At 55.9% G+C, this 25716-nt stretch carries 21 protein-coding genes and 1 other annotated feature; of the genes, 9 read left to right on the top strand and 12 right to left on the bottom strand.

The genetic code is table 11. The features are described from left to right. Window positions 1-19: 19 nt before the first annotated feature. Window positions 20-1672: a bifunctional UDP-sugar hydrolase/5'-nucleotidase UshA gene (gene ushA, locus NUX24_RS15490; protein ID WP_257832630.1), complete on the bottom strand. Its 1653-nt coding sequence runs from the start codon at window positions 1670-1672 to the stop codon at window positions 20-22. Between the two features lie 169 nt (window positions 1673-1841). Here ushA and NUX24_RS15485 point away from each other — a divergent pair, with 169 nt between their 5' ends. Together NUX24_RS15485 and ybaL are read left to right on the top strand one after the other, a co-directional pair. Further along, complete coding sequence (locus NUX24_RS15485) at window positions 1842-3050, top strand: MFS transporter (protein ID WP_047650462.1); 1209 nt, start codon at window positions 1842-1844, stop codon at window positions 3048-3050. Between the two features lie 228 nt (window positions 3051-3278). Beyond that, window positions 3279-4955 carry a YbaL family putative K(+) efflux transporter gene (ybaL, locus tag NUX24_RS15480; RefSeq protein WP_126329085.1) on the top strand — a complete coding sequence of 559 codons (1677 nt, stop codon included), beginning with the start codon at window positions 3279-3281 and terminating at the stop codon, window positions 4953-4955. Between the two features lie 93 nt (window positions 4956-5048). Here ybaL and NUX24_RS15475 read toward each other — a convergent pair whose 3' ends face one another. From NUX24_RS15475 to NUX24_RS15435, 9 genes are all read right to left on the bottom strand, one after another. Continuing rightward, the gene (locus NUX24_RS15475) at window positions 5049-6353 is read right to left on the bottom strand and encodes an inosine/guanosine kinase (protein WP_029741032.1); all 1305 of its coding nucleotides are present in this window, start codon (window positions 6351-6353) and stop codon (window positions 5049-5051) included. 62 nt (window positions 6354-6415) lie between these two features. Then, the gene (gene hemH / locus NUX24_RS15470) at window positions 6416-7378 is read right to left on the bottom strand and encodes a ferrochelatase (RefSeq protein WP_126329086.1); all 963 of its coding nucleotides are present in this window, start codon (window positions 7376-7378) and stop codon (window positions 6416-6418) included. A gap of 125 nt (window positions 7379-7503) precedes the next feature. Further along, the gene (gene adk / locus NUX24_RS15465; RefSeq protein WP_006809841.1) at window positions 7504-8148 is read right to left on the bottom strand and encodes an adenylate kinase; all 645 of its coding nucleotides are present in this window, start codon (window positions 8146-8148) and stop codon (window positions 7504-7506) included. Between the two features lie 194 nt (window positions 8149-8342). Beyond that, a complete protein-coding gene (htpG, locus tag NUX24_RS15460; RefSeq protein WP_126329087.1) occupies window positions 8343-10217 on the bottom strand; it encodes a molecular chaperone HtpG in 1875 nt (624 codons plus the stop codon). A 110-nt stretch (window positions 10218-10327) separates the two neighbouring features. Beyond that, window positions 10328-10933 (bottom strand): recombination mediator RecR, encoded by a 606-nt coding sequence (gene recR / locus NUX24_RS15455; protein ID WP_008499298.1) that lies wholly within the window; start codon window positions 10931-10933, stop codon window positions 10328-10330. Continuing rightward, the gene (locus tag NUX24_RS15450) at window positions 10933-11265 is read right to left on the bottom strand and encodes a YbaB/EbfC family nucleoid-associated protein (protein ID WP_003858972.1); all 333 of its coding nucleotides are present in this window, start codon (window positions 11263-11265) and stop codon (window positions 10933-10935) included. Before NUX24_RS15450 ends, recR begins: the two co-directional genes overlap by 1 nt. Window positions 11266-11319: 54 nt before the next feature. Then, window positions 11320-13248: a DNA polymerase III subunit gamma/tau gene (gene dnaX, locus NUX24_RS15445; protein WP_257832623.1), complete on the bottom strand. Its 1929-nt coding sequence runs from the start codon at window positions 13246-13248 to the stop codon at window positions 11320-11322. Further along, window positions 11926-11990: a sequence feature (DnaX frameshifting element), on the bottom strand. Its footprint overlaps the gene before it by 65 nt. Window positions 13249-13336: 88 nt before the next feature. Beyond that, window positions 13337-13888 (bottom strand): adenine phosphoribosyltransferase, encoded by a 552-nt coding sequence (apt, locus tag NUX24_RS15440; RefSeq protein WP_000127359.1) that lies wholly within the window; start codon window positions 13886-13888, stop codon window positions 13337-13339. A 150-nt stretch (window positions 13889-14038) separates the two neighbouring features. Next, window positions 14039-14416: a DUF454 family protein gene (locus NUX24_RS15435; protein ID WP_029741960.1), complete on the bottom strand. Its 378-nt coding sequence runs from the start codon at window positions 14414-14416 to the stop codon at window positions 14039-14041. Window positions 14417-14466: 50 nt separating this feature from the next. Between NUX24_RS15435 and priC the strand changes: the two genes are divergently transcribed. Both priC and rsmS read left to right on the top strand, forming a co-directional pair. Then, window positions 14467-14994 (top strand): primosomal replication protein N'', encoded by a 528-nt coding sequence (priC, locus tag NUX24_RS15430; RefSeq protein ID WP_257832620.1) that lies wholly within the window; start codon window positions 14467-14469, stop codon window positions 14992-14994. A gap of 14 nt (window positions 14995-15008) precedes the next feature. Continuing rightward, window positions 15009-15197: a pleiotropic regulatory protein RsmS gene (rsmS, locus tag NUX24_RS15425; RefSeq protein ID WP_047650454.1), complete on the top strand. Its 189-nt coding sequence runs from the start codon at window positions 15009-15011 to the stop codon at window positions 15195-15197. Window position 15198: 1 nt separating this feature from the next. Here the strand turns inward: rsmS and mscK are convergent, their stop codons facing one another. Together mscK and acrR are read right to left on the bottom strand one after the other, a co-directional pair. After that, entirely contained in the window at window positions 15199-18546 is a 3348-nt protein-coding gene (gene mscK, locus NUX24_RS15420; protein WP_047650453.1) for a mechanosensitive channel MscK, read from the bottom strand. Window positions 18547-18659: 113 nt separating this feature from the next. Further along, window positions 18660-19313 (bottom strand): multidrug efflux transporter transcriptional repressor AcrR, encoded by a 654-nt coding sequence (acrR, locus tag NUX24_RS15415; protein WP_023310602.1) that lies wholly within the window; start codon window positions 19311-19313, stop codon window positions 18660-18662. A gap of 140 nt (window positions 19314-19453) precedes the next feature. Here acrR and acrA point away from each other — a divergent pair, with 140 nt between their 5' ends. From acrA to maa, 5 genes are all read left to right on the top strand, one after another. Continuing rightward, complete coding sequence (acrA, locus tag NUX24_RS15410) at window positions 19454-20647, top strand: multidrug efflux RND transporter periplasmic adaptor subunit AcrA (protein ID WP_029741963.1); 1194 nt, start codon at window positions 19454-19456, stop codon at window positions 20645-20647. Between the two features lie 22 nt (window positions 20648-20669). Next, the gene (gene acrB, locus NUX24_RS15405) at window positions 20670-23816 is read left to right on the top strand and encodes a multidrug efflux RND transporter permease subunit AcrB (protein ID WP_047650452.1); all 3147 of its coding nucleotides are present in this window, start codon (window positions 20670-20672) and stop codon (window positions 23814-23816) included. Window positions 23817-24327: 511 nt separating this feature from the next. Beyond that, on the top strand, window positions 24328-24702 hold the full coding sequence (gene tomB / locus NUX24_RS15400) for an Hha toxicity modulator TomB (RefSeq protein ID WP_008499288.1): 375 nt from the start codon (window positions 24328-24330) through the stop codon (window positions 24700-24702). A 27-nt stretch (window positions 24703-24729) separates the two neighbouring features. Continuing rightward, window positions 24730-24948 carry an HHA domain-containing protein gene (locus tag NUX24_RS15395; protein ID WP_008499287.1) on the top strand — a complete coding sequence of 73 codons (219 nt, stop codon included), beginning with the start codon at window positions 24730-24732 and terminating at the stop codon, window positions 24946-24948. 205 nt (window positions 24949-25153) lie between these two features. After that, window positions 25154-25705 (top strand): maltose O-acetyltransferase, encoded by a 552-nt coding sequence (gene maa / locus NUX24_RS15390; RefSeq protein WP_023310599.1) that lies wholly within the window; start codon window positions 25154-25156, stop codon window positions 25703-25705. Window positions 25706-25716: the final 11 nt, after the last annotated feature.

Here is a 25716-nt window from a genome sequence, read left to right as displayed (position 1 = left end):
GCCGGGCAACACAACCCCACTACTGCCAGCTCACCTCACCTTTCGGCTCGTAGGCATTCACGTCAATCGGCGAATTCTTCTCGATGAACTGCTTCAGCACTTCCGCATCAATAAAGCCGGTATTCACGTAGCCCGGTTTGTTATCGATGTGCGGATAGCCGTCGCCGCCCGTGGCGTTAAAGCTTAACGTTGCCAGACGGTACGTTTTGGCGGGATCAATCGGCTCGCCTTTGATCTTCAGGTCGTTAAGCTTGCCGTCTTTCGCCACAAAGCTGACGTTGGCAAACTGCGGATAGGCCCCGGAATCCGGCTTCATCTGCGCCACGGCGGTCAGGTAGTCAATCACCTCTTTCCCGCTCATGTCGGCATAGACCACCACGTTGCCGAACGGCTGCACCTTCAGGACGTCCTTATAGGTAATGTTTCCACCCTCGATGGAATCACGAATACCGCCGCCGCTCATCACGCCAAAATCAGCGCCGGTGCGCGCGATTTGCGCCGCCAGCACCAGGTGCCCCATATTGGTCTGCACGAAGCGTACTTTACTGCGGTCTCCCTCCAGACGACCGTTTAGCGTGCCGATTTTCACGTCCAGCTGCGCCTTGCCTTTGTTCTGGAACGGCGTCAGCAGGGAGAGCATCTGCTGGTTTTCAGCGATCTCTGGCGTGTAGAGTACGCGCTCACTTTTCCCGTCCGGGTAGGTGACTTTCTTCTTCAGGTTGACCGGGATGAGCTGATAATGGACCAGCTTCATCTCGCCGTTACGGAACTCGAAATCCGCCCGGCCAACGTATTTGCCCCACTCGTGCGCCTGAACAATCCAGATACCGTTCTGACGGTCCGGCGCGCACGGCGTGCCCGGGACGTAGTCCACCTGCTTTTTGTTCTCCGAGGCCATGCACACCGGATCCTGTGAGTGACCGCCCACAATCATTGCCAGCGAGCCCGCAGGCAGGCTGCGCGCCATCTCCACGTCGCCGGGCGCGTTAGAGCCGTGCTCGCCGTTGTCGTAGTGCCCCATGTGCGTGGTGGCGATAATCACGTCCGGCTTTTCGTTTTGCTGCAGCTCCTGAATCACCAGCTTCGCTTCGTCTGCCGGTTTACGGAATTCGATATCGGTGAAGAACTCCGGGTTGCCAATTTTTGCCGTGTCGTCGGTGGTTAAGCCGATGACCGCAATCTTCAGATCCTGACGCTTAAACAGCGCCCACGGCTTAAACAGGCGCTCGCCGGTGCTTTTCTGGTAAATATTGGCGGAGAGGAAGGGGAATTTGGCCCATTTTTCCTGCTGACGCAGCACGGTCAGCGGATTATCGAATTCGTGGTTACCCACGGCCATCGCGTCGTAGCCAATCAGGTTCATGCCGCGAAAATCAGGTTCCGCGTCCTGTAAATCGGATTCCGGCACGCCGGTATTGATATCGCCCCCCGACAGCAGCAGCACGCTGCCGCCCTGGGCCGCCACCTCTTTGCGAATGCCGTCCACCAGCGTTTTTTGTGCCGACAGGCCATATTCGCCGTATTCGCTGCGCCAGAAATGACCGTGGTGATCGTTGGTATGCAGAATGGTGATTTTATAGGTTTTATCTTTTTCATACGCCTGTACAGGCAGGCTTACCAGGCCCCATGCGGCGATGAGCGCCAGCGCGACGCCCCGCTTCATTAACTTCATCTTCTCTCTCCCTGACCAATAGACAAAGGCAAAAATTACAGTGACTAACAAGAATAGACAAATAAGTTTTCAGAATTGCGACTTTCTTCAAATGTCCCGGGCGGGTATGTTAGTCGGATAATAATTACACCCTGCATAACTAATAACTAAAGACGTGGTACTTCTCTCTATGGCAATCAGTGAATCAACCCAGCCCGTTCCGGGCGCACCGGCGTCGCGCACCTCCTTTAAGGTCTTAGGCGCAATCAGTCTCTCGCACCTGCTCAACGACATGATCCAGTCGTTGATTCTGGCCATTTATCCGCTACTTCAGTCCGAGTTTTCGTTAACCTTCGTGCAGATCGGGATGATCACCCTGACCTTCCAGCTGGCTTCCTCGCTTCTGCAGCCCGTGGTGGGCTACTGGACGGATAAATACCCGATGCCGTGGTCGCTTCCGATTGGCATGTGCTTTACCCTAAGCGGGCTGGTGCTGCTGGCCATGGCCGGGAGTTTTGAAGCCGTTCTGATTGCCGCCGCGCTGGTGGGCACCGGCTCGTCCGTTTTCCATCCGGAGTCTTCACGCGTGGCGCGCATGGCCTCCGGGGGGCGTCACGGTCTGGCGCAGTCGCTGTTCCAGGTAGGCGGTAACTTTGGTAGCTCTCTCGGCCCGCTGCTGGCCGCGGTGATCATCGCTCCGTATGGCAAAGGCAACGTGGCCTGGTTTGTCCTGGCCGCACTGCTGGCCATTATCGTACTCGCGCAGATCAGCCGATGGTATGCCGCTCAGCATCGCGTGAATAAAGGTAAACCTAAAGCGAAGATTATCAATCCCCTTCCGCGTAATAAGGTTATCCTGGCGGTTTCCGTGCTGCTGGTACTGATTTTCTCGAAATACTTCTATATGGCGAGCATCAGCAGCTATTACACCTTTTATCTGATGCAAAAATTCGGATTATCGGTACAAAACGCGCAGTTCCACCTGTTTGCCTTCCTGTTTGCCGTCGCGGCCGGTACGGTCATTGGCGGGCCTGTGGGGGATAAGATTGGGCGTAAATATGTTATTTGGGGCTCTATCCTCGGCGTGGCGCCGTTTACCCTTATTTTGCCGTACGCCAGCCTTGAATGGACGGGGATTTTAACCGTGATCATTGGTTTTATCCTCGCTTCCGCCTTTTCCGCCATTCTGGTCTATGCCCAGGAGCTGCTGCCTGGCCGTATCGGTATGGTTTCCGGTCTCTTTTTCGGTTTCGCCTTCGGCATGGGCGGGCTGGGCGCGGCGGTGTTGGGGATGGTGGCGGATCACACCAGCATCTTCCTGGTCTATAAAATCTGCGCTTTCCTGCCACTTCTTGGGATGTTGACCATATTCCTGCCTGATAACCGTCACAAAGCGTAAATTACGGGTAGCCAAAGTTAAACTTTGGCTACCTGATACCCTGATGCCATAAGGGTTTCTTCTTCCTCACCTCACTGAATTTATCAAAACGCGCTTTTTTACGTGCATATTGCTGTTTTATTCAAACTTCAACAATAATTCATAAACATAAGGGTAAAAATTGTCATAAACTATTACTCGGTTTTTGGTTTTCGCCAAAAAGGAACACCCACAACGAAAGGAGACGGAATGCACCACGCCACACCGCTTATCACCACCATTGTTGGTGGACTTGTGCTCGCTTTTATCCTCGGCATGATTGCCAATAAGCTGCGTATTTCTCCTCTTGTCGGCTATCTGTTAGCGGGTGTACTGGCGGGACCGTTTACGCCAGGCTTCGTGGCGGATACCAAGCTGGCTCCTGAGCTGGCGGAATTGGGCGTGATTCTGCTGATGTTTGGCGTCGGCCTGCACTTCTCCCTGAAGGATCTGATGGCGGTAAAGTCGATCGCCATACCGGGAGCGATCGCCCAGATTGGGGTGGCGACGCTGCTGGGAATGGCGCTTTCGGCGGTACTGGGCTGGTCGCTGATGACCGGCATCGTATTTGGGCTGTGTCTCTCCACCGCCAGCACCGTGGTGCTGCTGCGCGCGCTTGAAGAGAGACAGCTGATAGACAGCCAGCGCGGTCAGATCGCAATTGGCTGGCTGATTGTTGAAGACCTGGTGATGGTCCTGACGCTGGTACTGCTGCCTGCCGTCGCCGGGATGATGGAAAAAGACAACGTCGGTTTTGCCTCGCTGGCGCTGGATATGGGCATCACCATCGGTAAGGTGGTGGCGTTTATCGCCATCATGATGCTGGTGGGACGCCGTCTGGTGCCGTGGATCATGTCCCGCAGCGCGGCAACCGGCTCGCGCGAGCTGTTTACCCTCTCCGTGCTGGCGCTGGCGCTGGGTATCGCTTTTGGTGCCGTAGAGCTGTTTGATGTCTCCTTTGCCCTGGGCGCGTTCTTCGCCGGGATGGTGCTGAACGAATCCGAGCTGAGCCACCGTGCGGCGCACGACACGCTGCCGCTGCGCGATGCGTTTGCCGTGCTGTTCTTCGTCTCCGTCGGGATGCTGTTTGACCCGCTGGTGCTGATCCAGCAGCCGTTGGCCGTGCTGGGCACGCTGGCGATCATTATTTTTGGCAAGTCGCTTGCCGCCTTCTTCCTGGTGCGGATGTTCGGCCACTCCCCGCGGACGGCGTTGACCATCGCCGCCAGCCTGGCGCAGATCGGTGAGTTCGCCTTTATTCTGGCCGGTCTGGGCATGGCCCTGAATCTGCTGCCGCAGGCGGGGCAAAACCTGGTGCTGGCGGGGGCGATTCTGTCGATTATGCTGAACCCGGTGCTGTTTGCCCTGCTGGAAAAATACCTCGATAAAACCGAAACGCTGGAAGAACAGACGCTGGAAGAGGCCATCGAAGAAGAGAAGCAGATCCCGGTGGATATTTGCAATCATGCCCTGCTGGTCGGCTTTGGCCGCGTGGGCAGCCTGCTCGGTGAGAAGCTGATGGCACAGGGCATTCCGCTGGTGGTGATTGAGACCTCACGCACCCGCGTCGACGAGCTGCGCGAGCGCGGTATTCGTGCGGTGCTGGGCAATGCGGCAAACGAAGAGATCATGAATCTGGCGCATCTTGACTGCGCGCGCTGGCTGCTGCTGACCATACCTAACGGCTATGAAGCGGGTGAGATTGTGGCTTCCGCACGCGAGAAGTGCCCAACGATTGAGATTATCGCCCGGGCGCACTATGACGACGAGGTGGAGTATATTACCGAGCGCGGTGCTAATAAGGTGGTGATGGGCGAGCGCGAAATTGCGAACACGATGCTGACGCTGCTGGAGAATCCGCCGGTTGAAGAGGCTGTGACGAGTTAAGTTTTGAGCGGTCTGATGCCCTTACCCTGACCCTCTCACACAGGGAGAGGGAATAAACACTAAAAACGGCAACCCCAGGTTGCCGTTTTGCTTTTATCTGTCCCAGTAGGCCTCTTCGAGGCTGTCTTCCCGTTCCGGCAGGCCGCGCGTTAAGCGCGGGGAGTGCTGGTTCAGCACCTGATAGCTCACGCGGTTGGCATATTTACACACCTGCGCCAGTGAGGAATAGGTCAGCCAGCTGAACTTGTGCTTGCTGGAGTTCGGCACGTTGGTTTTGTGGTAGGCGTTAGCGGTGATGTCGTGCAGCAGTGCGGCCAGCGCGCCGTCGCCCGCACCGTTGGTGTTCATGATCTTCTCCGGCCCGCCCATGTATGGCGCGATATGAGAGTAGATACGCAGCGGATTCACGCAGTCTTTGTAGCGCATGCCGCGGCTGAACTCGTACTGGTTGAACTCGGCAATCGCACCGGGCAACAGCGGGTGCTGGGTTTTGCGTTTGCTCTCTTCTTCCGTGAAGCCCGCCATGTACAGACCAACCGGGCCGGCGGTGCAGAGCACCAGATCCACCCAGTCCAGCGCTTTGTCAGACGCCAGCAGCGGATCGCTTTCACCGGTCAGCGCTTCGGCCTCTTCTTCGTTCATTGCCAGAATCGAGACGTGCTCTTTCAGGAACGCCTGCCACCACTCCGGGTTATCGGCGATAACAAATTTTGTGCCCAGCGTCAGAACGACAGGCACGTTGTATTTCTTCGCGTACTCAATCGCTTTCATGGTCGCTTCCGGCATCGGCTCGCCCGGCTTGCAGCGCACCAGGTAGGAGGTCAACACCAGCGCCGAGGCGCCCGCGATCACCTCTTCCGGAATACTCTCGGCGCGCAGCTTGTTCATATGACCCGGGCTAATGGCAAAGGTACGCTCGCCGGAATCGCTAATCAGCGTAAAGCAGCGGCCAATAGGCCCGTCGACGCCCTGAAGGTAGTTGAGATCGGTACGGCTGGAGGTGTTGCAGAGATAGCGGTAGGCATAGCCACCGATTTCGATATTGCTGCACATCACGCCGAGCAGCACCGAGCGGTCGTCGGCCAGCACGGAGTAGTTATGCATGGTATTGCCGATGGTGCCACCGGCGAACTGATGGGTAATCAGGTTTTCGCGCACCAGCTCCTGGTACAGCGCTTCGGCAACGTCGTCCTCAATCACCAGCGAGTGACCCGCGCTCAGACCGTAACGGGCGACAAACGCATCATCCACTTTCGCTTCAATGTCCACCAGCGTCTGATCGATACCGACGACCCACGCCGCGCTGGTTTCGTTTTCTGGCTGGATTTGCTGCAGGAGCGGATCGCGGGCATCAACGGGGAAGTAGTGTTTGGATTTGCGTTTACCGGGAAATTTCATGGCCTGAACTGTACGAAGAATATGGGCCGGGAATGGTAGCACAAACCCGGCCCGGAGTGCGATCAGCGGCCGTTCGTTACCAGCGAGACCATCATGTCGATATGCTCAGGGGAGTCGTTAAGTGCCGGAATGTACTCGTACTTTTCGCCGCCAGCCTCAAGGAAAAATTCCCGGTTTTGCACCGCGATCTCCTCCAGCGTTTCCAGACAGTCGGCCGAGAAGCCCGGCGACATTACCTGGATGTGCTTCACGCCCTTCTCGCCGAGCATTTTGAGGGTTTCATCGGTATAAGGCGTCAACCACGGCTCGCGACCGAAGCGCGACTGGAAGGTCATCATCACCTTTTCCGGCGGCAGGCCAAGGGCGGAGACCAGCTCGCGCGTGGTATCGCGGCAGCGCTGCGGATAATCATCCCCTTCATTGGCGAAACGCTGCGGGATCCCGTGATAGGAAAGCAGCAGCAGATCCGGCTCGCCGTGTTTTTCAAACGACGCGCGCGCGCTGTTGGCGAGCGCCTGGATGTAGAGATCGTTATCCGCGTAGTCGCGAATAAAGGTCACGCCCGGAATGCGGCGGCGGGTCGCCAGAATGCGGGCCAGCTCGTCCCAGACGGCGGCCACCGTCGAGCAGGAGTACTGCGGGTAGAGCGCCAGCACGACGATATGGTCCACGCCCTGCGCCAGCAGGGATTCCACCGCGCTTTCGAGGGACGGTTTTCCGTAGCTCATGCCAAGCGCGACGGGCATATCCGGCAGGCGGGCGGCCAGCGCCTTTTCCTGACGACGGCTATAAACCATTAGCGGCGAGCCCTCTTCCATCCAGACGGACTGATAGAGTTTGGCGACGCGCGGGGAACGAATCGGCAGAATGACGCCACGCAGCAGCGGCCACCAAAGCAGTCGCGGGAAATCCACGACGCGCGTGTCGCTTAAAAATTGTCGCAGGTAGCGTTTTACCGCGTCTGATGTAGGTGCTTCTGGAGTGCCCAGATTGGCAAGCAGGATGCCGGTTTTCGCCTGACTCATTCACGCCTCTTAACCATTTGATAGGTTGTCAATTGTAGCGGAAATGCGTTTAAACGAAACCCATTGCTGTAATAGGTAAGATGAGAATATTTCTCACCCGGAGGACCCGGGTGAGAGTAATGCAATTAGCCGAGGATTTTTTCCAGCTCTGCACGTACGTCAGCCACGGCTTTGGTGCCGTCAACTTTGGCGTATTTGGTGTTACCCGCCTGCGCTTCTTTGGTGTAGTAGCCGATCAGCGGCGCGGTCATCTGATGGTATTCCACCAGGCGTTTACGCACGGTCTCTTCCTGATCGTCTTTACGGGTGGTCAGCTCTTCGCCGGTCACGTCGTCTTTGCCTTCAACCTTAGGTGGGTTGAATTTGATGTGGTAAACGCGGCCAGAAGCAGCGTGTACGCGACGGCCAACGATGCGGTCAACGATCAGCTCGTCCGGTACGTCGAACTCCAGAACGTAGTCCACGTTGATGCCCGCTTCTTTCATGGCGTCAGCCTGAGGAATGGTGCGTGGGAAGCCGTCCAGCAGGAAACCATTACGGCAGTCTTCCTGCGCAATGCGCTCTTTGACCAGAGCAATAACCAGCTCGTCGGTCACCAGCTTGCCTGCGTCCATGATGTCTTTCGCTTGTTTACCCAGCTCGGAGCCAGATTTTACAGCGGCGCGCAGCATGTCACCGGTGGAGATTTGCGGAATACCGTATTTCTCCATGATGAACTGAGCCTGAGTTCCTTTACCCGCGCCCGGAGCGCCAAGCAGAATAATACGCATTGCGAAAATCCCCTCAAAAGTCGTTTCAATTTTTCAAAAGCGCTAAACAATACCACCAGAACGGACATCGCTCAAGGAAGGCGGGAAGGCTGAAACGGTTAACGGAGGGAGATTATTTGGGTTAGTGCGGTCTGGAGCCCTCACCCCGGCCCTCTCCCACGGGAGAGGGAGAAGACCAGGGGAGGCGTGGTCAATTACGCCAGCAGCAGCGCATTCACACGTTTAATGAAGAGGTTAGGATCTTCCAGCGTGCCGCGCTCGGCCAGCAGGGACTGATCCAGCAGCAGTTCAACCCACTCGGCAAAGCGGGCGTCGTCCTGGGTATCCGCCGCGCGTTTCACCAGAGGATGATCCGGATTAAGCTCAAAGATATATTTCACTTCCGGTACCGCCTGGCCCGCCGCAGCGAACAGTTTCGCCATCTGGGTGCTCATTTCGTCCGCATCGGTGGTGACAATGGCCGGGGTGTCGGTCAGACGGTGCGTGAAGCGCACCTCTTTCACGCGCTCGCCCAGCAGGGTTTTCACGCGCTCAACGAACGGCTCCAGCGCCTTCTCGGCTTCTTTCGCGCTTTCGTCAACTTCATCCGCCAGCTTGTCGATGGACTCGTCGGCTTTGGCTACGGACTGGAACGCCTTACCGTCGAACTCGGTCAGATAGTTCATCATCCACTCGTCGATGCGGTCTGAAAGCAGCAGCACTTCGATGCCTTTCTTACGCAGCAGCTCCAGGTGCGGGCTGCTCTTCGCCGCCGCGTAGCTGTCGGCGGTGATGTAGTAGATCTTCTCCTGCCCTTCTTTCATGCGGGAGACGTACTCTTCCAGCGACACGGTCTGCGCGGAGGAGTCGGTATGCGTAGAGGCGAAGCGCAGCAGTTTGGCGATCGTTTCAACGTTCGCGGTGTCTTCTGCCGGGCCTTCTTTCAGCACCAGGCCGAACTGTTTCCAGAAGGTCTGATATTTTTCCGCATCGTCTTTCGCCAGTTTTTCCAGCATCTGCAGCGCACGTTTGGTCAGGGCGTTGCGCAGGTTACGGGTGACGGTGCTGTCCTGCAGAATTTCACGGGAGACGTTCAGCGGCAGATCGTTGGAATCTATCAGACCACGCACGAAGCGCAGGTAGTTCGGCATGAATTGCTCGGCGTCGTCCATGATGAAGACGCGCTGCACGTACAGCTTCAGGCCGTGCTTGTGATCGCGGTTCCACATGTCCCACGGCGCCTGTGCCGGAATGTACAGCAGGCTGGTGTACTCCTGCTTACCTTCCACGCGGTTGTGGCTCCAGGTAAGCGGGTCGGTAAAGTCGTGGGCGATATGCTTATAGAACTCGTTGTATTCGTCGTCTTTAATTTCAGACTTATTGCGCGTCCACAGCGCCTGCGCCTTGTTGATCTTCTCCCAGGAGACCACGGTTTCACCGTCTTTCTCTTCCTGTTTTTCAATCTCTACCGGCAGGGCGATGTGATCGGAATATTTGCTGATGATGGAGCGCACGCGCCAGTCGTTCAGGAAATCATCTTCCCCTTCACGCAGGTGCAGGGTGATTTCGGTGCCGCGATCCGTCTTGGTGATGTCATCAACGGTGTATTCACCTTCCCCTTTGGATTCCCACAGCACGCCGTTCTCGGCGCTGTCGCCCGCCGCGCGGGTGCGCACGGTGACTTTGTCGGCCACGATGAACGCCGAGTAGAAACCGACGCCGAACTGGCCGATGAGCTGGCTGTCTTTCGCCTGGTCAGAGCCCATGGACTCAAGGAACGCTTTGGTGCCGGATTTGGCGATGGTGCCGAGGTGGTCGATCACCTCGTCGCGGTTCATCCCGATGCCGTTATCGGCGATGGTCAGGGTGCGGTTCTCTTTATTGAACGAGACGCGCACGCGCAGCTCGCCGTCGCCTTCGTACAGGTCCGGGTTAGACAGCGCGCGGAAGCGCAGCTTGTCCGCCGCGTCCGAGGCGTTGGAAATCAGCTCACGCAGGAAAATTTCTTTGTTGGAATACAGGGAATGGATCATCAGGTGCAGAAGCTGTTTTACTTCTGACTGGAAACCACGGGTTTCTTGTCCTTTCATCTATGTCGACCTCAACAATGCCATTTAATGGGGTTGTAAAACGTTGAGTGAGAGATGGGGATAAGGGGGGAAATTTTCAAGCGGAGGCCGCGCGCGCAGCCTCCGTTTGGTCAGAAAATAATCTTGTGACGCCCGGCCAGAGAGTGCGACAGCGTGGTGCCGTCGACCATCTCCAGCTCGCCGCCCACCGGCACGCCGTGGGCGATGCGGCTGGCGTCAACGCCGTACTGCGAGCACAGTTCGGCGATGTAGTTGGCGGTTGCTTCCCCTTCCACCGTTGGGTTGGTGGCGAGGATCACCTCTTTGATGGTTTCGGACTCAAGACGCTGTTCAAGGCGGTCAAGACCGATATCATCCGGGCCGATGCCGTCCAGCGGGGAGAGATGCCCCATCAGCACGAAGTAGCGGCCGGAAAACTGCCCGGTTTGTTCGATGGCGTAGATGTCCGCCGGACTCTCCACCACGCAAATCTGACCGTTCTCCTGACGACGCGGGTTCGTACAGATGTTACACACATCCTGCTCGGTAAAGGTGCGGCAATCCGCACAGTGACCAATTTCTGACATGGCGCGGGTTAAAGCCTGCGCCAGGCGCATCCCGCCGCTGCGGTCGCGCTGCAATAGCGTAAACGCCATGCGCTGCGCCGACTTCGGGCCAACGCCCGGCAGGCAGCGCAGTGCTTCCATTAACTGCGTGAGCAGCGGACTGGTCTGCATCAGAATGGCATCTTGAAGCCAGGCGGCAGCTGCATACCGCTGGAAACAGAGGCCATTTTCTCTTTCTGAGTTTCGTCGATACGGCGAGCGGCATCGTTAAACGCGGCGGCAACCAGATCTTCCAGCATCTCTTTGTCGTCTTCGAGCAGGCTCGGGTCGATTTCCACGCGACGGCAGTTGTGCGCACCGTTGATGGTCACTTTGACCAGACCGGCACCGGACTCACCCGTGACTTCCAGCTGAGCGATCTCTTCCTGCATCTTCTGCATTTTTTCCTGCATCTGCTGAGCCTGCTTCATCAGGCCACCCAGACCGCCTTTTCCACCAAACATAGGCTTCTCTCTTCTTTCACGTTTAAGGATTACAACCGTAAGTCAGACTCACGATCAAATGGGGCGAATACTCTCTTCATCCAGATCGGCGTCGAAGAACCGGCGCAGGGTCTGAATGTTGTTATCCGCAATAATCGCCTCGCGCGCCTGCGCGAGCTTTTCTTCATAAATAGCCTGGCGCCACTCGAGCGGCGTTTTCACTGCCGGATTATCATCTTCAATGATAGTCAATTCAACCGGCGCACCCTGTAATGCGGTGAGCGCCTCCGCCAGCGCCTTTTGCGCGCCAGGAGAATTGAGGTGCCGCTGACCCGGACGCAGGTGCAAACGCACCTGATTGCCGTCCTGCTCTTTCCAGGCGTTCAGCGCGACCTGCTCAACCAGCTTCGGCAGCTGGAGTTTGCTGACCTCGGCGGACCAGGCGTCGCGCGCAATAGACTCTTCGGCAAGCTTCGCGGAAAGCTCCGGCGTTTTCTCATGCTCCAGCGCCTTTTTCAGCGCTTTCGGGGTGGCGACCACTTCCTTCACCTCTTCGGTGATGGTGGTTGCCTTCCAGCGGTAAGCCTCTTCTTTCACCGGGGCTTTCTGCTCGAGCGCGGACGGTGCAGGACGCGACTGTACGCGCTCCGTTACCGAGGCCAGTCGTTCAAGCGCGGCGTTGTTCACCGGCCGCGCTCTTGCAGGCGCTGCCGGTTCACTCTTTTTTGGTTTGGTTACTCCCTGGGCACGCTGCAGCTGGCTGCGTGCGGCAAGCACCGAACTGGTGGCATCCGACAGCGGCACGTTTTGCTGCGGCGGCGGTGTCGGCTGCGGTGGCACCTGCTGCGGCGACATCACCGCCGTAGGGGCGACCGGCGCGAAAGACTGCCGCGGCACTTCCGGCTCCGGCAATGGCATGCGCGGGTGGAACGCCAGCGCGCGCAGCAGCGTCATTTCAACGCCCATTCGCGGATCCGGCGCGAACGGTAGCTCTTTGCGGCCTATCAGCAGCGTCTGGTAGTACAGCTGCACGTCGGCAGGCGGCACGGTGCGGGCAAGCTCACGCATCCGCTGTTCAATAGCGGCCATATCCGCGCCGATGGCGGACGGAGAAAGCTGCAGCATCGCCACGCGGTGCAGCAGGCTGAGCATCTCGACCAGCAGCCCTTCCCATTCAATACCCCGGGCAGCGGCCGCATTCACCTGCGACATCACGCGTTCGCCGTTGGCGGCAATCATCGCTTCGATAAGCGACAGCGCCTGATCGTCATCCAGCGTGCCGAGCATGGTGCTGACCGCCTCGGTGGAGAGCTTGCCGTCACCGCTGGCAATCGCCTGGTCGGTCAGGCTGAGCGCATCACGCAGGCTGCCGTCCGCCGCGCGGGCCAGCAGTTGCAGGGCGCGCGGTTCGTGGACAATTTTCTCTTCATCAAGAATGTGCTCAAGCTGAGCGCGGATCTGCTCAACGTCCAGCGCCTTTAGGTGGAACTGCAGGCAGCGTGACAAAATCGTGACCGGCAGCTTTTGCGGATCGGTGGTCGCCAGCAGGAACTTCACGTGCGCGGGCGGCTCTTCCAGAGTCTTCAGCAGGGCGTTAAAGCTGTGGCGCGACAGCATGTGCACTTCATCGATCAGGTAGACCTTGAAGCGACCGCGCGCCGGGGCGTACTGCACGTTATCGAGCAGATCGCGGGTATCTTCCACTTTGGTGCGCGAGGCGGCGTCGATCTCGATCAGATCGACAAAACGCCCCTGCTCGATCTCCCGGCAGTTATCACACACGCCGCACGGCGTGGCGGTGATCCCGGTTTCGCAGTTAAGACCTTTTGCCAGCAAACGGGCAATAGAGGTCTTACCGACGCCGCGGGTGCCGGAAAAAAGATAGGCGTGATGGATGCGACCTAGCGACAAGCCGTTCGCCAGGGCCGTCAGCACATGTTCCTGACCGACAACGTCAGCAAAGGTTTGTGGTCGCCATTTACGGGCTAACACCTGATAACTCATGGGCAGGCTCTGCAACGCTGGAAGGTGAATTTATGGAGGGGAATGCTATCACAACCTCACCCATTGAGCGAGGTTGTGAAAACCGGGATTAATGGCCCGGGAAAGGCACCAGGCTGTAGCTGGTAATACCCTGTTTTTCCAGGCGCTGTTCACCGCCAAGATCGAACAGGTTGATGATGAAGGCCGCGTCGGTCACTTCACCACCCAGACGACGGATCAGCTTCACGGTCGCTTCAATGGTACCGCCGGTTGCCAGCAGATCGTCCACCACCAGCACCTTGTCGCCAGGCTTGATCGCGTCAACGTGGATCTCCAGCTGATCGGTGCCGTACTCCAGCTCATAGCTCTCAGCAATGGTTTCACGCGGCAGCTTGCGCGGCTTACGCACCGGCACAAAACCCACGCCCATTGCCAGCGCAACCGGTGCGCCAAACAGGAAGCCACGGGCTTCGGTACCTACTACTTTGGTGATCCCGGCGTTTTTATAACGCTCGACCAGCAGTTCAATGCTGAGCGCGTACGCTTTCGGGTCTTCCAGCAAGCTGGTGACATCACGGAAAAGAATGCCAGGCTTTGGATAGTCCTGGATACTTTTGATGCTGTTTTTCAGATATTCAAGCTGCTGTGCAGTTGCGGTCATCGGTTTTGCCTAAATGAAACAGTGTTACTCACAGCGCGCAACGAGTCGGCCAAGGCAACAATTGTTTAACCTTTGACCAGGCGCACCTGTGCTCGAAAACGGTCGAATTTACTGGCTGTGCGCAATAATTGCAACAGCCATGATAAGGCTTCAGTGCTTTTGTTGCTTTTCATCAACCACGGGGATCCGCCACATGAAGATAAGCAGGCAGGAGAGGATCGCCAGCAGCAGAATGCGTACCCACATCATTTTCACCAGCCATAATGAAATAGCGAAGGTGATAAGGATCACCGCGATCGCGCGCGGCTTCGCGCCGGGCGGCATGGCCCGGTGTTTTTGCCAGTGCCGCAGATAGCCGCCAAACCACGAGCGATAGAGCAGCCAGTGGTGAAAACGCGGCGACGAGCGGGCGAAGCACCAGGCCGCAAGCAGGATAAACGGGGTGGTCGGCAGCAAGGGTAAAAACACGCCCAGCGTGCCAAGCACTACCGCGAGCCAGCCAATGATGATTAAAATAGTACGCTTCATAATGCGAATCGTTATCAAACTGAACGGCTACTTTACCACTGGAGAGCGCCTTGAAAACAGCACTGCTTCTTGAGAGGCTGCAAAATCAGCTCATTGCTCTGCGGGAGCAGGCTACACCGCTGATGGGGCACGCCACGCTGAAACCGCGCTTTGACCGGCAGCTTTTTCGTACCCGCAGCACCGTCATTCAGGATTATCTGGCGGAAGCGCAGACCAACCTCGACGAGCTTCGCCATGCGGTTGAGAGTGAACAGCAGGAACAGGTGGCGTGGCTCGCAGAGCATCTCACAGAGCAAATCACCGCTCTGCATCGCGAAATCGCCGCCTGGCCGCTGCGCGCCTGGGACAGCGCCTCGCCAAGGCTCGGTAAATGGCAGCGCAAGCGGCTGGAGAACCAGGAGTTTGAGCGCCGGCTGTTTGAGATGAAGCGCGAGCGCGAGACGCGGCTGAACAACAGCGAAACGCTGGAAGAGCAGCAGCTATTGATGCGCGAGATTAGCGCGCTGGAAGGACGTATCGTCCGCTGCCGTCAGGCGCTGGATGAGATTGAGCGCGTCATTGAACGTTTGACCCGTTAACAGGAGCCACGCCCATGTCACTGGAAAATGCACCCGATGAGGTCAAGCTGGCCGTCGATTTGATTATGCTGCTGGAGAATCATGAGATCCCCGCCGAAACTGTGCTTAAAGCTCTGGACATCGTGCGGCGGGATTTTGAAGCAAAGGTGAAGGCCTGTTGCCCTCACCCTAACCCTCTCCCACAGGGAGAGGGAAAAAAATAGATTACGCCGGAGTCGGATCGTCACCCTTAATGTCGCGCTTCACTTCCGTATGCTCATCACCTTTCTCGTTACGCAGGTGAACCTCGAGCTGGTTGAAGGCGATATTAATATCGTTTTCACGGCACAGGCGATCGATAGAACGGTTGAGTTCATCCACCGTGTAGCTGCGGTCACGCAGCTCGCGCACGTATAAACGCAGCTCGTGATCCAGCGTGCTCGGCCCAAAGGTGGTGAAGAAGACCGCAGGGGCCGGATCGTGCATCACTTTCGGATGTTCTGACGCCGCCTTCAGCAGCACCTCTTTCACCTTCTCCAGATCCGATCCATAGGCAACGCCCAGGCGGATCACCACGCGCGTCACCGTATCGGAGAGCGACCAGTTGATCAGACGCTCGGTCACGAACGCTTTGTTCGGGATGATCACCTCTTTGCGATCGAAGTCGGTGATGGTAGTGGCGCGAATACGGATCTTGCTGACCGTACCGGAGAAGGTGCCGATGGTGACGGTATCGCCGATTCGTACCGGACGTTCGAACAGGATGATCAGGCCGGATACGAAGTTACCGAAGATCTCCTGCAGGCCAAAACCAAGACCGACCGAGAGGGCCGCCGCCAGCCACTGCAGTTTATCCCACGAGACGCCAAGCGAGCCAAAGACCGTCATCGCCCCAACAATAATGATCACGTAGTTGAGGATCGTGGTAATGGCGTAGGACGCCCCCTGGCGAAGATTCAGACGTGACAGAAGCAGCACTTCAAGCAAACCTGGCAGGTTGCGGATCAGCGCCCAGGCTACCACCGACGACACCAGCGCAAACAGCAGGCTGCCCATGGTCACGCTTTTCATGACCGCCGCGCCCGCTTCGGTACCGTTGTATTGCCAGAGGGTAATACTGTCGAGATAGGCGAAAACGGTAATAAGATCGGACCAGATAGCCCAGAACACCACCGCAAACAGGGCGATCATCACAAGCATGGTGATACGCAGCGTCTGCTGGTTAACCTGCTCCAGGGCGATGGTCGGCTCTTCCTGCGGCTCCGCGCCCTCGGCCCCCTCTTTCACCTGATGCTGACGACGCGCGATGGCACGGCGATAGGCAATGCGGCGGGCCGCGACGCTTAAGCCGCGCAGCACGGTCTGATAGAGCAGGTTCCAGACGATCACCAGATAGACCGTTTCAATCCAGCGCCCGGAAAGGCGCAGCGTGGTATAGAAGTAGCCCGTTGCCGTCAGCACCATCAGCGCCAGCGGAATGATCGCCAGCACCGTCACGGTGGCCAGGCGAATATTGTGGGACTCTTTATCACGCCAGCTGTCACGGCACATCGGCCACATCAGGATCGCAATCAGCAGCAGGTTCAGCAGGATGACCAGCTGGCCCAGCACGTCATCCATCAGGTGCAGCGGAGAAAGCTCAGAGACAACCGACCAGAAGTGCAGCGGCAGGAGCGCCAGGCTGATGCGCACGATCTGACGACGCCAGTGGCTGGTCAGCTGTGCAGGCATGTTGAAATGGCGCACCGCCACGCCGTCTTTTTCCAGCACCTTCCAGCACACGCCAAACACCAGCCAGAACAGCGCCAGTTTTTTACTGAACGCCCACAACAGATCGCTGACGTTGAGCTGCATGGTGAGCAGAATCAGCCCCACAGCCAGAATAATCAGGCACACCGGCAGGGCGCGGATGAGATCGATGAGAATCGCTTTTGGCGTGTGGAGCTGGCTATCGTTGCGCAGCTGCCCCACTTCGGACGCCAGCTTCTCCTGATATTTTTTCAGCCAGCCCAGACGCCAGCGGATCAGGCCGGCAATCAGCAGCAACGGTAAACCGGCCAGGAAAGCAATCATTACCGCAGGCCAGGCTTTCTCCCAGTTTACGGTGATCTTCATGCTCTTAATCTGTGTTTTCAACGTCTCCGGGAAGGATTTGACCCAGTCCCAGTCCATCGGTTTGTTGCTGTTCACCCAGAAAATCTGCTGGGTCAGGATCTCCTGCAGACTTTTCGAGACGCTCACCAGCTGCTGCTGGTTGATTTGCAGGTTAATGGCCATCATCAGCTGGTTGCCCAGCTGTTTGTTGAGCTGGTCCAGCAGCTCGCGACGCATATCGACGACCTGGAGCAGCGCGTCGTGCACTTCCGGGTTCACGTCGCTGGAATGCCCCTCTTCAATTTTGGCGACAAAGGTATCGCTCTGGAAAAGGGCATCGCGCTGCTGGTTGACGTCAAACTGTTCCAGACGTAAATCCGCGATGCGGTTGGTCATGTCCTCCAGCTCATCGGCGGACGGGAGCGTCTGCTGCTGCTGGTAGAGAATACGCGACAGCAGGAGGCTGCCCTTCAGAACAGCAATCTGCTCTTTAATGTTGCGTTCAGCCTGCAGCGCGCGATCCAGCCAGTTCTTCACTTTGATATTTTGCTGAACCAGCGAGTTGCCGTTTTCCGTCGCCAGTATCAGGCGCTGGCTCAGCTGGTGGTTGGCCTCGAGCTCCTGTTTCACCAGCGGATTCGCCTGAATGCGGGCGGTTTCGTCCGGCGATACGGCCTCCTGGGCGGTTTTTTCCGTTAACGTCAGGCGTTTGCTGTTAACCGCTTCCTGCAGCAGCTGAAGCTGGTGTTCGAGGCGATTAATATTCGCCGTCACGTAATCACGCTGTTTCTGCAGCGTGTCCTGCAGCACCGTGTTCCCTTCAAGGCTTTTACGCTGCTGTTCGATTTGCGCATTGAGCAAGGTCTGCTGAACCAGCAGCAGGGTTTGCTGCGTCGGGCGCAGCGTACCTTCACCGACCGTCGTGCCGTTCAGACGGTTGCGGATTTGCTGCAGCTGCTGAGACGCGGCGTACATCGCGTTTTGCACGCGCTCGGGCTGGGTCTGCAGCGAGACAAGCTGGCTGTTATAGGTTGCGAGATCCGACTGCGCGGTTTGCAGATCGTCGAGCAGTTGCGCGACGCGGGACTCCAGCTGGCGTAAGGAGAGCGTCGAGAGCGTCTTGCGCGTCTCGTCGTCGTTATCCACATCGCTGAGGGCATTCAGCGCGTCGGTGGCCTTACGCATGTTTTCAGGCGCCTGCGCCACCTTCTGACGAAGCTGGACGGTTTCTGCTTTGATGCGTTCAATTTTATCCAGCGTTTCCAGCGTTTCCGTCAGATCCTGCTGGACGAGTTTCTCCTGAGGAGAGAGATCTTTTTGTTTGTTCAGCGTGTCGAGCTGCGACTGAACATCGCCGCGCGAGGGAATATCGTTGCTGTTATCGGCGCGGGCCCAGGTCAGCGGCGCCGTAGCGAAGAAAAACAGCATCGCAAAGAGCAATGCAAAAACAGGATGTTGCGAGCGATTGATGGGCAGCATAGTTGTGAATGATGTCAGAAGATGACCGAAAATAGTCCGGCGTGAAGAATATCACGCTCGCTGAAAGCAGAATAGCGCGAACGTTATCCTCTGAGATAAATCCTGGAAAGGGATCAGGCCGTTAGCGAAGGCGCGTCGCTGCGCAGCGTGGGGCAGAGCTGTAGCATTTCCAGTAAAATCGCCACGTAGCTGCGGGCTTCCTCTTTGAGGTCAAAGGATTGCGGCGCGAAAAGCCAGTTTTCCATCAGACCTGAAATGTAGCTGCGCATCAGGATTGCCGCCCGTCGGGTCAAGAGATTGGCCGGTAATAATTTTGCCTGCATACACAGGTTCAGATTCTGTTCGATACGATCATAGCTCTCCAGGCTAAGGCTGCGTTGCGCCTGCTGCACCACCGCCATCTCGCCCACGAACTCGCATTTATGAAATATAATCTCCATCATTAATCTGCGACGTTCTTCAACTACCGTTGCTTCAAGGATATATACTAATATTTCTCTCAATACTGAGAGTGGATCGTCAGGGAATTTTGCCCGATACTCACTCTCGAGATCGCTAATGCTGGACTCTGAAAGCTCCCAGATTTCACTGAACAGATCTGACTTATCTTTAAAATGCCAGTAAATCGCTCCTCGCGTCACACCGGCAGCCTGAGCAATCTGCGCCAGCGAGGTGGATGAAACACCCTGCTGCGAGAACAAACGTATTGCCACATCCAGAATGTGTTGTCGGGTTTCCAGCGCTTGTTGTTTAGTTTTTCGTGCCATAGGTGGGTGAATTTACAGGAGTCAGATTTACATACATTTGTGAATGTATGTACCATAGCATGACGATAATATAAACGCAGCAATGGGTTTTAGACTCAGGACCCTTGATCAATTTGAAATCGGACACTCGAGGTTTACATATGAACAAAAACAGAGGGTTAACGCCTCTGGCGGTCGTTCTGATGCTCTCAGGCAGCTTAGCGCTAACAGGATGTGACGACAAACCAGCTCAACAAGGAGCTCAGCAGGCGCCAGAAGTAGGCGTCGTGACGCTCAAATCTGAACCTCTACAAATCACCACCGAATTACCAGGCCGTACCAATGCTTACCGCATTGCGGAAGTGCGTCCTCAGGTCAGCGGCATTATCCTGAAGCGTAACTTCACCGAAGGTGGTGATGTGAAAGCCGGTGAGTCTCTGTATCAGATTGATCCAGCAACCTATCAGGCCTCTTATGAAAGTGCGAAAGGTGACCTGGCGAAAGCACAGGCCGCGGCCAAAATTGCTCAGCTGACGTTGAACCGCTACCAAAAGCTGCTCGGTACCAAGTACATCAGCCAACAGGATTACGATACCGCCCTGGCAGATGCACAGCAGGCTAACGCGGCCGTGGTGGCAGCCAAAGCGGCCGTCGAAACCGCGCGCATTAACCTGGCCTATACCAAAGTGACCTCCCCTATCAGCGGTCGTATTGGTAAGTCTTCCGTCACGGAAGGGGCGCTGGTGCAGAACGGTCAGACCAATGCGCTGGCAACCGTGCAGCAGCTTGATCCGATCTACGTTGACGTGACGCAGTCCAGCAACGATTTCCTGCGCCTGAAACAGGAGCTGGCAAACGGCACCCTGAAACAGGAAAACGGTAAAGCCAAAGTGGAGCTGATTACCAACGACGGTATTAAGTTCCCGCAGGAAGGTACCCTGGAATTCTCTGACGTGACGGTCGATCAGACTACCGGTTCCATCACCTTACGTGCGATTTTCCCGAACCCTGACAAAAATCTTCTGCCAGGTATGTTCGTTCGCGCGCGTCTGGAAGAAGGAACGAATCCAACCGCACTTCTGGTTCCACAGCAGGGTGTGACCCGTACGCCACGCGGCGATGCGAGCGCGCTGGTTGTTGGGGCTGATGACAAAGTCGAAACGCGCAATATCACCGCCACCCAGGCGATTGGCGATAAATGGCTGGTGACGGAAGGTCTGAAAGATGGCGATCGCGTGATTGTTACTGGTTTGCAAAAAGTTCGTCCTGGCGCGCAGGTTAAAGCACAGGAAGTGAAATCTGACGATAAACAACAAGCTTCGGCCGCTGGCCAGTCAGAACAAACCAAGTCTTAACTTAAACAGGAGCCGTTAAGACATGCCTAATTTCTTTATCGATCGCCCCATATTTGCGTGGGTGATCGCCATAATCATCATGCTGGCCGGGGGACTTGCGATCCTGAAGCTGCCTGTCGCGCAATATCCAACGATTGCGCCACCGGCGGTGACAATTTCCGCAACCTACCCGGGGGCTGATGCGAAAACGGTGCAGGACACCGTCACCCAGGTTATCGAACAGAACATGAACGGTATCGATAACCTGATGTACATGTCCTCAAACAGTGACTCCACCGGTACGGTGCAGATCACCCTGACCTTCCAGTCAGGTACAGATGCTGACATCGCGCAGGTTCAGGTGCAGAACAAACTGCAGCTAGCGATGCCTTTGCTGCCGCAGGAAGTACAACAGCAGGGTGTGAGCGTCGAGAAATCGTCCAGCAGCTTCCTGATGGTTGTCGGCGTTATCAACACCAACGGCACCATGACGCAGGAGGATATTTCCGACTACGTGGGCGCCAACATGAAGGACGCCATCAGCCGTACTTCCGGTGTGGGTGACGTGCAGCTGTTCGGTTCTCAGTACGCGATGCGTATCTGGATGGATCCGAACAAGCTGAACAACTTCCAGCTAACCCCGGTTGACGTGATCAGCGCAATTAAAGCGCAGAACGCCCAGGTAGCGGCCGGTCAGTTAGGCGGTACGCCGCCGGTGAAAGGCCAGCAGCTTAACGCCTCGATCATCGCGCAGACCCGTCTGACCTCTGCCGATGAGTTCAGCAAAATTCTGCTGAAAGTGAATCAGGACGGTTCGCAGGTTCGCCTGCGCGACGTGGCGAAAGTTGAGCTGGGCGGTGAGAACTACGACATCATCGCGAAGTTTAACGGTAAACCGGCTTCCGGTCTGGGTATCAAACTGGCGACAGGCGCGAACGCCCTGGACACCGCCACGGCGATCCGCGCAGAGCTGAAGAAGATGGAACCTTACTTCCCGTCAGGTCTGAAAATCGTTTACCCGTACGACACCACGCCGTTCGTTAAAATTTCGATTCACGAAGTGGTTAAGACGCTGGTTGAGGCGATCATCCTCGTCTTCCTGGTCATGTACCTGTTCCTGCAAAACTTCCGCGCGACGCTTATCCCAACGATTGCCGTGCCGGTGGTATTGCTCGGGACCTTTGCGATCCTGTCGATATTTGGCTACTCGATAAACACCCTGACAATGTTCGGGATGGTGCTCGCCATCGGCCTGCTGGTTGATGACGCCATCGTCGTGGTCGAGAACGTCGAGCGTGTCATGGCGGAGGAAGGTCTGCCGCCGAAGGAAGCGACCCGTAAATCAATGGGTCAGATCCAGGGCGCGCTGGTCGGTATCGCGATGGTGCTGTCTGCGGTATTTATTCCGATGGCCTTCTTCGGGGGCTCCACCGGTGCGATTTACCGCCAGTTCTCCATTACCATCGTTTCCGCGATGGCGCTGTCTGTGCTGGTGGCGTTGATCCTGACGCCTGCGCTGTGTGCCACCATGCTGAAGCCTATTCAGAAAGGCGGTCACGGCGAGCACAAAGGGTTCTTCGGCTGGTTTAACCGCATGTTCGATAAGAGCACGCACCACTACACCGACAGCGTGGGCAACATTCTGCGCAGCACCGGTCGTTACCTCCTGCTCTATATCATCATCGTGGTGGGCATGGCCTTCCTGTTCGTTCGTCTGCCAAGCTCGTTCCTGCCAGATGAAGACCAGGGCGTGTTCCTGACGATGGCACAGCTTCCGGCGGGTGCTTCGCAAGAGCGTACTCAGAAAGTGCTGGATGAAGTGACGGACTACTATCTCACCAAAGAGAAAGACAACGTTGAGTCCGTGTTTGCGGTTAACGGCTTTGGCTTTGCGGGTCGTGGTCAGAACACCGGTATTGCCTTCGTTTCTCTGAAAGACTGGTCTGAACGTCCGGGCGAAAAGAACAAGGTTGAAGCCATCACCGGCCGTGCAATGGGCACCTTCTCGCAGATTAAAGATGCGATGGTCTTCGCCTTTAACCTGCCAGCGATTGTTGAACTGGGTACCGCGACCGGCTTCGACTTCCAGCTGATTGACCAGGGTGGCCTGGGTCACGAGAAGCTGACGCAGGCGCGTAACCAGCTGTTTGGTGAAGTCGCTAAACACCCTGACCTGCTGGTCGGCGTGCGTCCAAACGGCCTGGAAGATACGCCGCAGTACAAGATCGATATCGACCAGGAGAAAGCCCAGGCGCTGGGCGTATCCATCAGTGACATCAATACCACGCTGGGCGCAGCCTGGGGCGGCAGCTACGTTAACGACTTCATCGACCGCGGTCGCGTGAAGAAAGTGTACGTGATGTCAGAGGCGCAGTACCGTATGTTGCCTAACGATATCAACAACTGGTTCGTGCGCGGCAGCAATGGTCAGATGGTTCCGTTCTCGGCGTTCTCAACCTCACGCTGGGAATACGGTTCGCCGCGTCTGGAACGCTATAACGGTCTGCCATCGATGGAAATCCTGGGTCAGGCCGCACCGGGCCGAAGCACCGGTGAAGCCATGAACCTGATGGAAGAACTGGCAAGCAAACTGCCTTCGGGTATCGGCTATGACTGGACCGGTATGTCCTATCAGGAACGTCTGTCCGGTAACCAGGCCCCTGCTCTGTACGCCATTTCACTGATAGTGGTCTTCCTGTGTCTGGCGGCGCTGTACGAGAGCTGGTCGATTCCGTTCTCCGTTATGCTGGTGGTTCCACTTGGGGTTATCGGTGCGCTGCTTGCGGCAACGTTCCGTGGACTGACCAACGACGTTTACTTCCAGGTAGGCCTGCTGACAACCATTGGCTTGTCGGCGAAGAACGCGATACTTATCGTTGAATTCGCCAAAGATCTGATGGAGAAAGAAGGTAAAGGTCTTATTGAGGCGACGCTTGAAGCGGTTCGTATGCGTCTGCGCCCAATCCTGATGACGTCGCTGGCGTTCATCCTCGGCGTACTGCCGCTGGTTATCAGCTCCGGTGCGGGCTCCGGCGCGCAGAACGCGGTAGGTACAGGCGTGATGGGCGGTATGGTTACCGCGACCGTACTGGCTATCTTCTTCGTACCGGTGTTCTTCGTGGTGGTTCGCCGCCGCTTTAGCCGCAAGAATGAAGATGTTGAACACAGTCATTCGGTAGAACCTCACTGATACCGGTTCCACATGATAAAAAGGCCGCATTAGCGGCCTTTTTCTTTTTCAGAAAAAATCATAAATTACGCTTATTGTAGTTCTATTTATTTTCTGTCATCTTAAATAGACATATCATAATTAACTGATAACTTAATCGGTGAATTCAGGATTTTTTTAATTTCATTTCCCCGCTTAAGGTATTAGGAATATTCCTAATAAGAAGTTCTTACATAGATAAGTCTGAATCTGAACTTTTCTCATCATTTTTGCTAAGCCGATGAAACGTAAGGAAGGGATAAAACCCCGTCGTTAATTTGGATAAAAACGTTGAGTCCAGGGTGACCATTTGCGTACACGCTCCCAGCCTGCGGTTTTTATTTGTAATTTTTCGTAATAGCGCGGTGAAATCCAGGAAGGAGTGGCTTATAGTTAGGTTATCAGGAACACAGCACTCATGTAGCTAAGTCAGTTGTATCCATCCCGACAATGATGTTCGGTGAGTAAGAAATCACTCAGAAGGGGATGCGCTATGGACGAGTACTCGCCAAAAAGGCATGATATCGCGCAGTTGAAATTTCTCTGCGAATCCTTGTACCATGACTGCCTTGCCAATCTTGATGAAAGTAACCATGGCTGGGTAAACGATCCAACGTCTGCCATCAATTTACAGTTGAACGAGCTGATAGAGCATATCGCAACCTTCGCACTTAATTATAAAATTAAGTACAATGAAGATAATAAGCTCATTGAGCAAATTGATGAATACCTGGACGACACCTTTATGTTGTTCAGCAGTTACGGCATTAACGCTCAGGATTTGCAAAAATGGCGTAAATCGGGAAATCGGCTATTCCGCTGTTTCGTCAACGTGAGCAGAGCTAACCCGGTGAGTCTTTCCTGTTAAAATTATTACAATTACTAAGGTGAATTTATGTCTGATAAACCACTCACAAAGATCGATTATTTGATGCGCTTACGACGTTGTCAGTCAATTGACACGCTTGAGCGCGTCATCGAAAAGAATAAATACGAGCTTTCTGATAATGAACTGGCGGTATTTTATTCAGCCGCTGACCATCGTCTTGCTGAGCTGACAATGAATAAGCTGTATGACAAAATCCCTACTTCTGTGTGGAAATTTGTCCGTTAATCTTTGAAGGGTGTCTGTAGAGTTCTACGCCTCGTTCTGAGTATTTACCTATCCCGTTATGCTCCCTGTGCCCAGGCCAGGTCTCCGTTTAAAACGTGTTCATCAGCAGCAATGTTGTGACGTCAGTCACATCGGCTTTTCGGGAACGTTCCCCTTCTGGCCTGTTCCGATTACCCTTCGGTAATCACATCCAGAGAGGTTTCCAATGAGCTTAGAAAAACAGAAAATGATTGCCGGTGAACATTACCGCCCCGGCGATGAGACGTTACGGGCTGACCGACTGCGGGCCCGCCATCTGGTTTACCGCTATAACCACACCGCGCCTGATGAAAAAACAGAACGCCAGAACATTCTGGCGGAACTTCTGGGACAAAGCGCAGGCGCTTATATTGAGCCGAGCTTCCGCTGCGACTATGGATATAACATTTATCTGGGCAAAAACTTTTACGCTAACTTCGACTGCGTGATGCTGGATGTCTGCCCTGTTCATATTGGCGATAACTGCATGCTCGCGCCGGGTGTTCATATTTATACGGCTACCCATCCCCTGGACGCGGAAGAACGAAACAGCGGCGTGGAGTTTGGAAAACCCGTCAATATTGGCAATAACGTCTGGATTGGCGGCCGGGCGGTCATTAACCCTGGCGTCACCATTGGTGATAATGTGGTCGTGGCCTCCGGCGCCGTCGTGACGAAAGACGTCCCGGCTAACGTCGTCGTTGGTGGCAATCCGGCAAAAATCATCAAAACGCTGTGAGGTTGCGGGGA

It is taken from the genome of Enterobacter sp. HG048, from assembly GCF_024702055.1.
GTDB classification, from domain to species: Bacteria; Pseudomonadota; Gammaproteobacteria; order Enterobacterales; family Enterobacteriaceae; genus Enterobacter; species Enterobacter dykesii.
Note: the sequence above shows the minus strand (reverse complement) of the source record. Positions and strands in the feature narration are given on the sequence as shown.

What these genes read in the sequence shown, in the direction of transcription:
- recR (WP_008499298.1), bottom strand. Translation starts at nt 10,933, where the DNA reads ATGCAGACCAGTCCGCTGCTCACGCAGTTAATGGAAGCACTGCGCTGC.
- dnaX (WP_257832623.1), bottom strand. Translation starts at nt 13,248, where the DNA reads ATGAGTTATCAGGTGTTAGCCCGTAAATGGCGACCACAAACCTTTGCT.
- tomB (WP_008499288.1), top strand. Translation starts at nt 24,328, where the DNA reads ATGGACGAGTACTCGCCAAAAAGGCATGATATCGCGCAGTTGAAATTT.
- acrB (WP_047650452.1), top strand. Translation starts at nt 20,670, where the DNA reads ATGCCTAATTTCTTTATCGATCGCCCCATATTTGCGTGGGTGATCGCC.
- NUX24_RS15475 (WP_029741032.1), bottom strand. Translation starts at nt 6,353, where the DNA reads ATGAAATTTCCCGGTAAACGCAAATCCAAACACTACTTCCCCGTTGAT.
- ybaL (WP_126329085.1), top strand. Translation starts at nt 3,279, where the DNA reads ATGCACCACGCCACACCGCTTATCACCACCATTGTTGGTGGACTTGTG.
- maa (WP_023310599.1), top strand. Translation starts at nt 25,154, where the DNA reads ATGAGCTTAGAAAAACAGAAAATGATTGCCGGTGAACATTACCGCCCC.
- NUX24_RS15450 (WP_003858972.1), bottom strand. Translation starts at nt 11,265, where the DNA reads ATGTTTGGTGGAAAAGGCGGTCTGGGTGGCCTGATGAAGCAGGCTCAG.
- NUX24_RS15485 (WP_047650462.1), top strand. Translation starts at nt 1,842, where the DNA reads ATGGCAATCAGTGAATCAACCCAGCCCGTTCCGGGCGCACCGGCGTCG.
- apt (WP_000127359.1), bottom strand. Translation starts at nt 13,888, where the DNA reads ATGACCGCAACTGCACAGCAGCTTGAATATCTGAAAAACAGCATCAAA.
- NUX24_RS15395 (WP_008499287.1), top strand. Translation starts at nt 24,730, where the DNA reads ATGTCTGATAAACCACTCACAAAGATCGATTATTTGATGCGCTTACGA.
- rsmS (WP_047650454.1), top strand. Translation starts at nt 15,009, where the DNA reads ATGTCACTGGAAAATGCACCCGATGAGGTCAAGCTGGCCGTCGATTTG.
- mscK (WP_047650453.1), bottom strand. Translation starts at nt 18,546, where the DNA reads ATGCTGCCCATCAATCGCTCGCAACATCCTGTTTTTGCATTGCTCTTT.
- ushA (WP_257832630.1), bottom strand. Translation starts at nt 1,672, where the DNA reads ATGAAGTTAATGAAGCGGGGCGTCGCGCTGGCGCTCATCGCCGCATGG.
- adk (WP_006809841.1), bottom strand. Translation starts at nt 8,148, where the DNA reads ATGCGTATTATTCTGCTTGGCGCTCCGGGCGCGGGTAAAGGAACTCAG.
- hemH (WP_126329086.1), bottom strand. Translation starts at nt 7,378, where the DNA reads ATGAGTCAGGCGAAAACCGGCATCCTGCTTGCCAATCTGGGCACTCCA.
- acrR (WP_023310602.1), bottom strand. Translation starts at nt 19,313, where the DNA reads ATGGCACGAAAAACTAAACAACAAGCGCTGGAAACCCGACAACACATT.
- acrA (WP_029741963.1), top strand. Translation starts at nt 19,454, where the DNA reads ATGAACAAAAACAGAGGGTTAACGCCTCTGGCGGTCGTTCTGATGCTC.
- NUX24_RS15435 (WP_029741960.1), bottom strand. Translation starts at nt 14,416, where the DNA reads ATGAAGCGTACTATTTTAATCATCATTGGCTGGCTCGCGGTAGTGCTT.
- htpG (WP_126329087.1), bottom strand. Translation starts at nt 10,217, where the DNA reads ATGAAAGGACAAGAAACCCGTGGTTTCCAGTCAGAAGTAAAACAGCTT.